Annotated in this window: 9 protein-coding genes and 1 tRNA gene; 7 read left to right on the plus strand and 3 right to left on the minus strand. The window is 70.0% G+C overall.

Going from position 1 to position 12,548, the window contains the following annotated elements; translation table 11 throughout:
• From JS521_RS27900 to JS521_RS27925, 6 genes are all read left to right on the plus strand, one after another.
• Positions 1-1,037: 2-aminoethylphosphonate ABC transporter substrate-binding protein (locus JS521_RS27900; protein ID WP_239487939.1), on the plus strand; the 1,037-nt coding region annotated here is incomplete at its 5' end.
• Between the two features lie 146 nt (positions 1,038-1,183).
• Positions 1,184-2,728, plus strand: coding sequence for an alkaline phosphatase family protein (locus JS521_RS27905; RefSeq protein ID WP_205085738.1), 1,545 nt, complete (start codon positions 1,184-1,186; stop codon positions 2,726-2,728).
• Between the two features lie 75 nt (positions 2,729-2,803).
• The gene (locus JS521_RS27910; RefSeq protein ID WP_205085731.1) at positions 2,804-3,628 is read left to right on the plus strand and encodes an HAD-IIA family hydrolase; all 825 of its coding nucleotides are present in this window, start codon (positions 2,804-2,806) and stop codon (positions 3,626-3,628) included.
• Between the two features lie 162 nt (positions 3,629-3,790).
• On the plus strand, positions 3,791-4,357 hold the full coding sequence (locus tag JS521_RS27915; RefSeq protein WP_205085732.1) for a hypothetical protein: 567 nt from the start codon (positions 3,791-3,793) through the stop codon (positions 4,355-4,357).
• A 1-nt stretch (position 4,358) separates the two neighbouring features.
• Positions 4,359-5,078, plus strand: a complete 720-nt coding sequence (locus tag JS521_RS27920) for a class F sortase (RefSeq protein ID WP_205085733.1) — start codon at positions 4,359-4,361, stop codon at positions 5,076-5,078.
• Between the two features lie 355 nt (positions 5,079-5,433).
• On the plus strand, positions 5,434-6,480 hold the full coding sequence (locus JS521_RS27925) for a glycoside hydrolase family 6 protein (RefSeq protein ID WP_205085739.1): 1,047 nt from the start codon (positions 5,434-5,436) through the stop codon (positions 6,478-6,480).
• A 66-nt stretch (positions 6,481-6,546) separates the two neighbouring features.
• Here the strand turns inward: JS521_RS27925 and glxA are convergent, their stop codons facing one another.
• From glxA to JS521_RS27940, 3 genes are all read right to left on the minus strand, one after another.
• Positions 6,547-8,484: a radical copper oxidase GlxA gene (glxA, locus tag JS521_RS27930; protein WP_205085734.1), complete on the minus strand. Its 1,938-nt coding sequence runs from the start codon at positions 8,482-8,484 to the stop codon at positions 6,547-6,549.
• Entirely contained in the window at positions 8,481-10,406 is a 1,926-nt protein-coding gene (locus JS521_RS27935) for a glycosyltransferase family 2 protein (RefSeq protein ID WP_205085735.1), read from the minus strand. The genes glxA and JS521_RS27935 overlap by 4 nt, the downstream gene beginning before the upstream one ends.
• A gap of 463 nt (positions 10,407-10,869) precedes the next feature.
• Positions 10,870-10,943, minus strand: a tRNA-Lys gene (locus JS521_RS27940).
• A gap of 192 nt (positions 10,944-11,135) precedes the next feature.
• Between JS521_RS27940 and JS521_RS27945 the strand changes: the two genes are divergently transcribed.
• Complete coding sequence (locus tag JS521_RS27945; protein WP_205085736.1) at positions 11,136-12,428, plus strand: peptidoglycan-binding protein; 1,293 nt, start codon at positions 11,136-11,138, stop codon at positions 12,426-12,428.
• The last annotated feature ends 120 nt before the right edge of the window (positions 12,429-12,548 follow it).

The raw sequence follows: 12,548 nt of genomic DNA on the forward strand, positions 1-12,548 counted from the left end.
AGACTGCCCTCCCCCTGGCCGCACTCACCGCCCTCACCCTCACCGCCTGCGGCGGCTCCTCCGCCGCCTCCGACGCCAAGTCCGTCACCGTCTACAGCGCCGACGGCCTCAAGGGCGAGAACGGCGACGGCTGGTACGACAAGGTCTTCAAGGACTTCGAGAAGCAGACCGGCATCAAGGTGAACTACGTCGAGGGCGGCTCCGGCGAGATGGTGCAGCGCGCCGTCCGCGAGAAGTCCAACACCCAGGCCGACGTCCTCGTCACCCTGCCGCCCTTCATCCAGCAGGCCGACAAGAAGGGCCTGTTGACCGCGTACGAACCGAAGGGTGTCGACCAGGTCGACGGCGCCGACCGGGCACCCGACGGCAAGTGGACCTCCGTCGTGAACAACTACTTCGGCTTCATCCACAACAAGAAGGAGCTGAAGACCCCGCCGCGCACCTGGGAGGAGCTGCTCGACCCCGCGTACAAGGAGAAGGTCCAGTATTCGACCCCCGGCGTCGCGGGCGACGGCACCGCCGTCCTCATCAAGGCCATGCACGACTTCGGCGGAAAGGAGCCCGCCATGGCCTACTTGAAGAAGCTCCAGACCAACAACGTCGGCCCGTCCGCCTCCACCGGCAAGCTCGCCCCCAAAGTCGACAAGGGGGAACTCCTCGTCGCCAACGGGGACGTCCAGATGAACTTCGCCCAGTCCAAGGACATGCCCAACCTCTCCATCTGGTTCCCCGCGAAGGGCGACGGGAAGCCCACCAGCTTCGCTCTCCCGTACGCGGCCGGGCTCGTCGCGAAGGCCCCGCACAGCGAGAACGGCAAGAAGCTGCTCGACTTCATGCTCTCCGAGCAGGCCCAGCGCGACGTCAGCGCGGTCGGCGGAGGGTTCGCGGCCCGCAAGGACGTCAAGGCCACCGACGCCAACGCCGTCGAACTGGCCGGGCTGATGGAGGGCGTGGAGATCTTCGAGCCCGACTGGGCGGACATCGGCGCCAACCTGGACACGTACATCGACGCCTGGAAGTCGGCCACCGGAAGCTGACCGGCCACCTTTCGGCCACGGATTCCTGCGAAGGTCTGGACCCGGCCTCGATATCTCGCAAGGGTAACGGGTCTGGTCCAGAAGGCAGTTCACGTACCGTCCCCGTTCGGCCCGCCCTCTCCCTGGAGGATCACGTGTCCCGGTCCCTGTCGTCGCCCCTGTCCCGACGCTCCGTGCTCGCCACCACCGCAGCCGCGGCCACGGCCGTCGCCGTCGCCCCGCTCGCCACCGCCACCACGGCCCACGCCGCCGCGCCCACGCTCCCTAACGGCACCAGCAAGGACAAGGTGCTCGTCGTCGGCATGGACGGGCTGCGCCACGACGTCATCGCCGCCGCCGAGGCCCCGCACCTCACGTCGATGATGGCGAACGGGACGTACGGCACCTCGCTGCTGTACGCCAACCCGATGGCCGCCACCTCGTCCGGTCCCGGCTGGTCGACGATCTCCACCGGCGTCTGGCCCGACAAGCACGGCGTCAAGGAGAACTCCTTCGCCGGGAAGAACTACGCGAAGTACCCCGGCTTCCTCGCCCGCCTCGCCCAGGTCCGCCCCCAGCTCTCCACCTACGCCGCCGTCGACTGGAAGCCCCTGGACGCCCAGGGCACCGTCACCCCGGGCGCCGACGCCAAGCTCGTCCTGGACGGCGACCGCGACGGTTACACCGGCCACGACGCCACCATCGCCGCCGAGACCGAGTCGATCCTCCGGAACCAGAACCCGGACGTGCTCTTCGTCTACTTCGGCCAGACCGACATCGCCGGCCACAACTCCGGTGCCGCCAGCGCCGCCTACCGCCAGGCCATCAACGTCCAGGACGGCTACCTCGGCCGCCTCCTCACCGCGATCAAGGCCCGGCCCTCCTACTCCACCGAACGCTGGACCGTCATCGTCACCACCGACCATGGCCACACCGACTCCGGCGGCCACGGTGGCAGTGCCATCGAGGAGCGCCGCACCTTCGTCCTCGCCCAGGGTCCGGGCATCGCCGCCGGAGCCCGCCCCGCCGACACCCGCCTCGTCGACGTCGCCGCCACCGTCTTCCACCAGCTCGGCATCGCCCCCGACCCCGCCTGGGGCCTGGACGGCAAGCCGATCCAGCAGCGCTCCACCGACCCGTTCGAGGCCCTCCACCCCGCCCTCTCCGCCCGCGTCGACGAGACCGGCATCCCGGCCGGGGTCCTCGGCTGGACCCGTACCGCGCCCAGCGGCTGGTCCGTCGTGAACTCCGCGATGGGCACCGGGGGCGTCACCGAGTGGCGCGGCTGGACCTTCGCCACCGACGAGTTCTGGAGCCGCAGCCAGCGCGACCAGTCCCGCGAGCTGAACGTCCGCTCGCGCGGGATCTTCGCGGTCGCCGACTCCGACGAGTGGGACGACAAGGCGTCCTCCGGACCGTACGACTCCACGCTCGTCACCCCGGCGTACACCGTCGCGGGCAAGTCCACCGTGACCCTCGGCCTCACCACCCTCTACCGGCAGGAGGGCAGCCAGAGCGCCCGGATCCTCGCCTCCTGGAACGGCGGCACGCCCGTCGAGGTGAAGCGCTACACCTCCGACGTCATCTCACAGCCCCAGAGCCTGACCCTGAACGTCCCGTCCGGGGCCGCCAACGTCAGCTTCCGGTTCCACTACACCGGCAGCAACAACTGGTACTGGGTGATCGACGGGGTCAAGGTCACCACCGCCTAATTATGCTGGGGGGTGCCGGGACGGCGTGGTCCGGGCACCCCCAGCACGCAGTGCGTACGGCAGGAGTCCCGACACATGGCAGAGCGCAAGCCCATCACTTCCTGGCTCACCGACATGGACGGCGTCCTCATCCACGAGGGCACCCCCATCCCCGGCGCCGATGCCTTCATCAAGCGGCTGCGGGATTCCGGGCTGCCCTTCCTCGTCCTCACCAACAACTCCATCTACACCGCGCGCGACCTGCACGCCCGGCTCAAGCGCATGGGCCTGGACGTGCCCGTGAAGAACATCTGGACCTCCGCGCTCGCCACCGCCCAGTTCCTGGACGACCAGCGCCCCGGCGGCACGGCGTACGTCATCGGCGAGGCCGGCCTCACCACCGCCCTGCACGACATCGGGTACGTGCTCACCGACCACGACCCGGACTACGTGGTGCTCGGCGAGACCCGTACGTACAGCTTCGAGGCGCTCACCAAGGCGATCCGGCTGATCAACGCGGGCGCCCGCTTCATCTGCACCAACCCCGACGAGACCGGCCCGTCCGCCGAGGGCCCGCTGCCCGCCACCGGCTCCGTCGCCGCCCTCATCACCAAGGCCACCGGCAAGGACCCGTACTTCGCGGGCAAGCCCAACCCCCTGATGATGCGGACCGGGCTCAACGCCATCGGCGCGCACTCCGAGACCAGCGCCATGATCGGCGACCGGATGGACACCGACGTCCTGGCGGGCCTGGAAGCGGGCATGCAGACCTTCCTGGTGCTCACCGGGCTCACCACCGTCGCCGACATCGACCGCTACCCCTTCGGCCCGTCCCACGTCGTCGAGTCCATCGCCGACCTGGTCAGCCTCGTCGACCTGCCGGACCAGGCCGACCAGCCCACCCAGTCCGAGCGCGGCTGATCCGGTCGGCCCGGGGCGGCCCGGCTGACCTGGGCCGACCGTGGCTGACCTGCACGGACGGCATCCGCAGCCCTCCAGGCCGACGCCCCGGCGTCGCCCGAATGGAGGACTGCGGATGCGGGCCGCCGCCGCAGCCGTGAACCTTCCCGTAGGAGGTTCACGATGCGTTCCATTCCCCTCACGTTCTGTGCAGCGGCGGCGGCCGCGCTCATGGCCGTGCCCGTACCCGCCGCGCTGGCATCCCCGGCCGCCCCGGCCGGCGAAGACGACCGGCGCACCGGCACCGTCTCGATCACCCCGTCCACGATCGCCCCGGGCGGGCAGGTGGAACTCTGGGTCGACGCCTGCGGCAAGGGCCGCCGGGCCAAGGGCAACTCCGACGCCTTCGCCTCGGTCGCCCACTTCCGGCCCGCCGACGACAACGGCCTCTACGCCGAGGCCCGGATCCGGTCCGACGCCGAACCCCGCTCCTACGACGTCTGGGTGACGTGCGAGGACAGCGGCGGCAAGGCGACCGGCACGCTCACCGTCATCCACCACAACCGGCCCTCGCCCGCCGCACCCGTCAAGGCGGGCGGCGGAGGCACCGCCACCCTCGCCGAACGGTCCACCGAGGCCGAGGGCCCCGGCACCCGTCACGCGGTGATCGGCCTGGTGCTCGCCGCCGTCGCGGCCGTCGCCGTCGCCCTGCGCACCTCGCGCCGGCGTCGCGACGCGGCCGGCAGCTGAGATGAGCGCCCCGGACCGCCCGGCAGGCAACGGGCGACTGCTCACCGGAGTGACCTGGGCCGTGCTGCTGCTCGGCCTGTGGCTCTGGGGCAAGGAGGCCGGCGGCGGGCTCGGCGGTCTGTCGGGCCCCACCACCGGCGACGTGGCCGCGGTCGGCCGGCCCTTCGGGGCCTCGCTGCCCCCGGCCCACGACCCGCTCGACGGGTCGGCCCCCGAACGCGTCGAGGTCCCCTCCGTGGGGATCGAGGCCCCCGTCGTCGCGCGCGGCCTCGACGGGGACGGGGCCATCGACCCGCCCCCGTACGGCATGCCGAAGACGGCCGGCTGGTACGGCGACGGCACCCAGCCCGGGGCGAAGGGCACGGCCCTGTTCGTCGGCCATGTCGACACCGACACCAAGCCCGCCGTCTTCTACGGGCTCAGCGCGGTGAAGCCGGGCGCCCGGATCGAGGTCGCCCGGACCGACGGCAGCGTCGCGGAGTTCACCGTGGACGACGTCCAGCTCGTCACCCGGGAAGGCTTCGACGCGCAGAAGGCGTACGGGCCCCGCGAGGACGGGCGGGCCGAGCTGCGGCTGATCACCTGCGGCGGGACGTACGACCAGAGGACCCGCTCCTACTCGGCGAACGTGGTGGTCTCCGCCTACCTCACCGGCGTGAAGGGCGCGGCGGCCGGGGACGGGGATGAGCGCGCGCAGGCGGTGGCCCAAGGGCGCGGTTGACCGCCGCACCACAGGGAACACGCACACAGGCTCAACCCGGCCCGGCAGGCCGCCTCTCACGGGGGCGCGCCCGCCGGGCCGGTCCTCGACCGCGTGCGCCCGGCCGCGGGAGTCGCCCGGCGCGGTACGGGAGGTCGGTGCGGTGGGGAGGGCCGCCGGTCCTCGCCACTGTAGGGGGACCGGCCGCGTGGATGACCGGCTTTCGAACAGGATGTCCGGAACCGGTGCCCGGGTGTGCGCGTTGTACGGGTGCAAGCGTGGACGCCCGGCCGCTGTGCCAGGATGGATCGGACCGGCAGCACATCGGTGCAACCCAATGACGAAGAGTGCAGGCAGTGCACCCAAGGGGGAGTGGATGTACGGCAGTTACACCGGCCGGTCCCGGACGCGCAGGCGCGCGGCGGGCCTGCGGACGACCGGTACGGCGGCGGCGATCGGGGCGGCCCTGCTGCTGGCGGGATGCTCCGGCGACGGGGACGGCGGCGACAAGGACAGCGCGCCGACCGTCGAGCAGCAGCCCAAGGACAAGGACCCGTACTGGGTCAACCCCGACGGCAACGCGGCCCGCCAGGTCGCCGCGTACAGCAAGGACGGCGACGAGAAGAACGCCGAGCTGATCCGGAAGATCGCGCAGCAGCCGGTCGGCGAGTGGATCACCCCGGACAACCCGGAGTCCCAGGTGAAGGGCGTCACCGAGGCGGCCGCCGCAGCCGACCGGGACGCCCTGCTGGTCCTCTACAACATCCCGCACCGCGACTGCGGCCAGTTCTCCAAGGGCGGCGCCTCCGACGGCGACGCGTACCGCACCTGGCTGGACGGCGTCGCCAAGGGCATCGGGGACCGCAGCGCCACCGTGATCCTGGAGCCGGACGCCCTGCTCCACCTGGTCGACGGCTGCACGCCCCAGGAGTTCCACGAGGAGCGCTACGACCTCCTCAAGGGCGCCATCCAGCGGCTGAAGCAGCAGCCCGCCACCAAGGTCTACCTGGACGCGGGCAACGCCGGCTGGCAGTCGCCCGACGCGCTGTTCCAGCCGCTCCAGCGGGCCGGGATCGCCGAGGCGGACGGCTTCTCGCTCAACGTCTCCAACTTCCAGACGACGGCCGTCTCCACCGAGTTCGGCAAGAAGCTGTCGGAGAAGATCGGCAACAAGCCCTTCGTCATCGACACCAGCCGCAACGGCAACGGCCCCTACGACGGCGGTGACCCCGCGGAGAACTGGTGCAATCCGCCCGGCCGCGCGCTGGGCGAGGCCCCGACCACGCAGACCGGCGACGAGCGGGTCGACGCCTATCTGTGGATCAAGCGCCCCGGCGAGTCCGACGGCGACTGCAAGGGCGGCCCGAAGGCCGGCGACTGGTGGCCGGAGTACGCGCTGGGCCTGGCCGGCGCCACGAAGTAGCGGAAACAACCGAAGGCCGCACACCGGAGACCCGATCTCCCGGTGTGCGGCCTTGGCACGTGTGCCCTACTCGGGCACCTCCACCCACATGCCCTCGGACGGGGTGCCCTCCTCGTCGGTGACGAACAGCATGTACCAACCGGCCGGGACCAGCGCCGGGTTGTCCGGCACCGTGACGGTGATCCCGTCCTTCGACTTCTCCATCTCCAGCGCGATGGTGCGCTGGTCGGTGTCGGTGACATGGGTGACCGCCGAGGGCCGCATCAGCTTCGCCGAGGTGATCTTCGAGGCGTGCTGCGTGGTGAACAGGCCGGTCCCGCCGCGCTCGATCTTCTTCGGCCCGGCCGTCAGCTCCGGCCGGGAGTCCCGGTAGAGGTAGGGCGGGGTGTAGATCTCGATGCGCTGCTCGAAGACGCCGGGCCGGGTGTTGGCCTTGTCGGAGAACAGCGAGTCCGACCCGAAGATCATGACCCGGCCGTCCGGCAGCAGCACCGAACCCGAGTGGTAGTTCCGGCCGACCGCGGGGTCCGCGACCTGTCTGTACGTGTCCGTCTTCGCGTCGTACAGCCGGGCCTGGAGCACGTCCGAGCCGCCGCGGCCCCGGTAGTCGCTGGAGCCGCCGGTGACCAGCAGCGAGTCGTCGGGCAGCAGGGAGGCGCTGGGGTAGCGGGTGCCCTCGGAGAGGGACGCGCCGTCGGTGAACTGCGGGTTCTTCTTCTGGAGGTCGACCAGCCGGGACTTCTCGCTGGACTTCTCCGACTCGCCGACCCCGCCGCCGCCGATCACCATGAACTTCTCGTCCTGGGCCGGAGGCAGCCGGACGGTGGCGGAGGTCTCCATCTGGTCCGGGTCGCTGAGCCCGGGAATCTTCTTGAACTTGTTCGTCGCGAGGTCCCAGACGCCCGGGTCACGGCCCACGTCCGCCGGACCGTATCCGGCGTTGGACCCGGAGTAGAACAGCTTGCCGTCGTTGAGCAGGAAGACCGCCGGATAGGTGGGGAACTTCCGGACGATGCCGGTGTACTCCCACTCCTTGGTCGCCGGGTCGTAGATCTCGTCCTTGCCGGGGACGATCTGCCCGATCTCGTCCAGACCCGACAGGGCGAGGACCTTGCCGTCCTCCAGCGTCGTCAGGGTCGGGTACCAGCGGGCCTCGTTCATCGGGTCGACGGGTATGTACTTCTCCGCGACCGGATCGAACTCGAAGGCCTCCTTGATCCCCTGGAAGTCCTTCTTGTCCAGGGCCAGCTTCTGCGCGATGCCGTAGACGTTGCGCGTGTCCGAGCCGGACAGGCCCGCCACCCGGTAGTTGTCCTCGGTGCCGGTCTCGTACTTCTTGCCGGTCTTCTGCGCCTCGACGTAGATCCGGCCGAGCCCGGGGTCGTTGCGCAGGAACGCGCCGGTCTGCTTGTCGAAGACCTTCTTGGCCTTCTCCACCAGCACCGGGTCCTTGGAGACGAACGTCTTGCCGTTCTTCTTGCCCGTGAACCGGGTGCCCGCGGGCAGGGTGATCGGCTTGTCCGGGTTCTCGTTGTGGACGATCATCAGGCCGCCGGCCTTGGTGACGTCGCCCTGGAGCTTCTCGTAGCGCTTGGTGCCGCCGGCTATGAGGAGCTTGCCGTCGGGCAGCTGGGTGTGCCCGGCGCAGAACATGTCCTTGGGGGTGGGGATGTCCTTGAAGCCGTTCGTCTTCGGGTCGAACAGCACCGAGCGGAAGCTCTTCGCGTCGAAGTTCTTCTGGTTGTTCCCGGAGCCCGCGACGAGCAACACCTTGCCGGTGTGCAGCAGCGCCGCGTGGATCGTGTTGATCCGGTGCTCGGAGGGGACGTCCAGGAAGTCCCAGTGGCCGTTGGCCGCCTTGTAATCCGGCTGGTTGATCTTGTACTCGTGATAGCGCTCGGTGCTGAAGCGGTACAGCCACGGCCCGTTCGCCCCCGCGAGCGCGAGAACCACCGCCGTACTGATCGCCAGGCGGCGGGTACGGCGGCTCGGACGGTACTTCATTTCTTACGTCCCCCAAGGGCGATCTGAGCGATCTGCATGGTCTGGTCGTTTCCGGGTGCTCCGGGCAGCGGCTGGGGCCTGGGCTCGGGGGCCGGCCCGCCGCTGCGGTGCGATCCTCCGCCCGTGCGGCGTTTCTTCTTCTCGGCGCGGATCGTGTACCGCCAGCCGATGATCGGTGCGGCGGTGATCAGCAGTGCCAGCGTGGCCCAGGTGACCATCGCGGGGTGGCTGTGACCGAGGAAGAAGGAGGAGATCATCGAGGCGCCGAAGACGACGATGAAGAACAGGTGGATGCGGAAGGTGCCGAAGAGGGTGTCCGGGCTGGAGGAGTCGCCCTTGGGGGTCACCACGAACGAGCTCTTGCGGCGCAGTACCGCGTCCATCAGCGAGCGGGCGTAGATCGGCGCGGAGAGCGCGGACATCACCATGCCGGCCAGACCGCCGGAGCCCTCGGGCTCGTGCGGCGAGACGTTGTGGCGGCGGTTCCAGATGTACAGGCCGATCTGGAGCGCGGAGGCGTTGCCGTACAGCATCATCCAGATCGTCGGGTCGATCTGGACGCCGGAGGCGCCCATGCCGAGGAACAGCGCGCAGCTGAGCGCCGCGAGGATCCAGTTCAGCGCCGACATCGGGTAGAAGATGATCATCATCGTGTAGTTGAAGAGCTTGCCGGGCGGCATGGTCCCGAAGCCCTTCCAGAACTGCCCGATGATCGTCTCGTACGTCCCCCTCGACCAGCGCAGCTGCTGGGTGAAGAAGTCCGTCCACGCGGTCGGGCCCTCGCCGACGGCCAGCACGTCCGGGGTGTAGACCGAGCGCCACTTCTTCCCCGTGGCGGGGTTGCGGTGGCGGTGGATCTCGAAGCCGGTGGCCATGTCCTCGGTGATCGAGTCGTACAGACCGCCGATCTGCTTCAGCGCCGAGATGCGGACCGCGTTGCTCGTGCCGACGAACATGGGCGCGCCGTAGCGGTTGCCCGCGCGCTGGATCAGCGCGTGGAAGAGGAACTGCTGCGACTCGGCGGCCTTGGTGACGAAGGTGTCGTAGTTGCCGTAGACCTGCGGGCCGATGACGAAGCCGACGTCCGGGTCGCGGAAGTAGCCGAGCATCCGCTCCAGGTAGTTCGCCATCGGGATGTGGTCGGTGTCGACCGAGGCGAAGAAGTCGTAGTCGCCGCCGTGCGCGTCCAGCCAGGCGTTGTAGTTGCCGTGCTTGGTCTTGGCGCGGTGCGGGCCCTTGGCCTGGTTCCAGTGGGCGACGCCCTTGCGGGAGAAGTGGTGCACGCCGAGCCGGGCGCAGACCTCCTTGACCGCCGGGTCGTCGCCCTCGTCCAGCAGCCAGACGTGCATCAGACCGCGGTGGCGGATCCTGACGGCCGCCTCCAGGGTCTTCGTCACCATCTCCAGCGGCTCCTTGCCGGGGACGAAGGAGGTGAGGAAAGCGACCCGGGTGCCGGACTCCGGGACCACCGGGACCGGGTCGCGGGCGACGAGGGTGGCGTGCGCGTTGGAGAGGACGTTCATCGTGCGGAACAGCTCGATCAGACCGATCGAGACGAGCATGACGATGTCGAGGACCAGCAGGAGGTCGTTGTCCAGGTTCGGATCGCGGTCCGTCCAGTGGCTGGGCTGCATCAGCCAGGCGAAGAGCCCGAGCGAGACGAGGGGGGCCGCACCGAGCAGGAGCGCCGCGCGCACGCGGTGCGGCTCCTGCGATATGAGCGAGCGGTACTGGACCTTGTACGGCTTGCCCGCGGGGGGCTGCGTCAGCGGTCCGGCGAGCCGGCTGTAGTGCTCGTAGTCGTAGCGGGGCAGCTCTTTCTTGGCACGCCGCCGCGCCGCGCCTGCCCTCGGCAGTATCCGGAGCTGCGTGGTCCGGGAAGCGTCGTTCTCCGGCCGGTCGCCTGGCGGCGTCGACGTCATGGGTACATCCCCCCGCACGCATGGTGGTGCGTGACTGTTCGGTCTCTCTCTCGTTGTGCGCGGTCGGCTCCGTTCTTCACCGGGCGCGCACACGGTGGCAGGCCACCGTCCCCACAGACATGGATCAGCAGCCTTCCGGTTGCATGATGCCCCCTCGGTGTCCGCCCCCGAGCGGGGCCCCCAACCCCGCGGCACGGATAACCGGAACGTCACGCTCTGCTGTGCCAACTGTATGGATCAGCAGCCCCCTTGGAGCCGACGCCCCCAGACAGATTGTCCGACACCGAACGCGATCGCAAGGGTGAAACGGACTGTTTGCCGGTCATACGCACGATTTGGACCCAGGTTGTGGAGAGGGTGTGACGAAGCACGGCTGCGCGCTCACGCCCCCGGGTGTCGCCGGACGCCGGACGGGGAATGTTCAAAGCCCCCTCACGGAGTGTGAGGGGGCTTTGACTGTGCGTGCGCCGTCAGGGACTCGAACCCCGGACCCGCTGATTAAGAGTCAGCTGCTCTAACCAACTGAGCTAACGGCGCCTGCTGACCTGGAGAACTCTACCGGACGCGCCGGGGTGCTCCGAACCATTTACCGGCCGCCACGCCCTGTCGGATAGTCGCATTTTTCCTTTGTTCCGTCAAAATGCGATATGTCAGGAGAGTTAAGACGCTGACGTCCGTTACGGCTGCGCCCGAAGATCTTGACGAATGACGAGCGCGGAGGGGAATCGCATGACTGTGCCGGTCTTCGAGGAGTACGAACCCGCCATCGACTGCGGATGTGCGGGGTGCGCGGTGCGGCGGCGCTCCGCCGCGCGGGCCCTGCCGGTGCGGCGCGGGGGCCATCCCGCCGCGCACGGCGCGCGGCGCGCCCTGGTGCTGGCCACGGCCGCCGGGGTGGTCCTCTCCTGCGGGGCGGCGGGCGCTGCGGCAGCCGCCGGCCACGCCCCCCGGGCCCCGCGCGCCGACGACGGATCCGATCCGGCCACCGCCAACCCGCAGGGCGAGAAGGGCCCGCTGCGAGGCACCGGCGCGTCTGGCCCGCCGTCCGCCGGGGCGGCCGCGCCCAAGACGAACCGGGCCGACATCATCGCCCGGGCCAAGACATGGGTGGCCGCGAAGGTCCCGTACAGCATGGAGAAATACTGGTCGGACGGCTACCGCCAGGACTGCTCCGGCTATGTGTCGATGGCCTGGAACCTCGGCACCAACGAGTGGACCGGCAGCCTCGCCGCCTACGGCACCCGCATCGCCCGCGCCGACCTCCAGCCCGGCGACATCCTGCTCTTCCACAACCCGGCCGACCCCGCCAAGGGCTCGCACGTCACGATCTTCGGCGGCTGGGCGAACTCCGCGCGCACCCAGTACGTCGCTTACGAGCAGGCGCGCCCGCGGACCCGGAAGCAGTCGACGCCCCTGGCGTACTGGAACAACTCCGACCGGTACGTGGCCTACCGCTACAAGGGCGTCACCGGCGGATCGCCCGGCTCCGGGTCCTCCACCGCCTTCCCCGGGGCGAAGCAGTTCGGCCCCGGCGCCAACAACAAGTACGTCACCCAGCTCGGCCGGATGCTGGTGCAGCGGGGCGGCAAGCGGTTCTACGCGGTCGGCCCCGGGCCCGTGTGGGGAACGGCGGACAAGCGCGCGACCCAGGCGTTCCAGCAGGCGCAGGGCTGGAAGGGCAAGGAGGCCGACGGCCTCCCCGGCCCGCACACCTGGCGTCTGCTGACCTCGGGCGGCGGCCGGAACATTGCGGCCGCCGGCGCGGGCGGCAGCCCGAATACGGCCGTCGCGTTCCCCGGACGCGGCTATTTCAAGCCGGGTCAGTCCAACAGCCATGTCGACCGGCTCGGCAAACAGTTGGTGAAGAAGGGATACGGCAAGCACTACGTGTCGGGCCCCGACCCGCGCTGGACCGAGGCCGACCGCCGCAACGTCGAGGCGTTCCAGCGGGCCCAGGGCTGGCGCGGCGGTGCGGCCGATGGTTACCCGGGGCCGGAGACCTGGCGCCGGCTCTTCGCCTGACGGGCGTGACGACGTGACGACGTGATGACGTGACGGAAAGGAATCGGGAACCGGTGACCCCCAACAACAACCACACCCCCCACACCCCCCACACCCGGATCTCCTCACCTGAGGAGAACG

It is taken from the genome of Streptomyces durocortorensis, assembly GCF_016901035.1.
Taxonomy (GTDB): Bacteria; Actinomycetota; Actinomycetes; order Streptomycetales; family Streptomycetaceae; genus Streptomyces; species Streptomyces durocortorensis.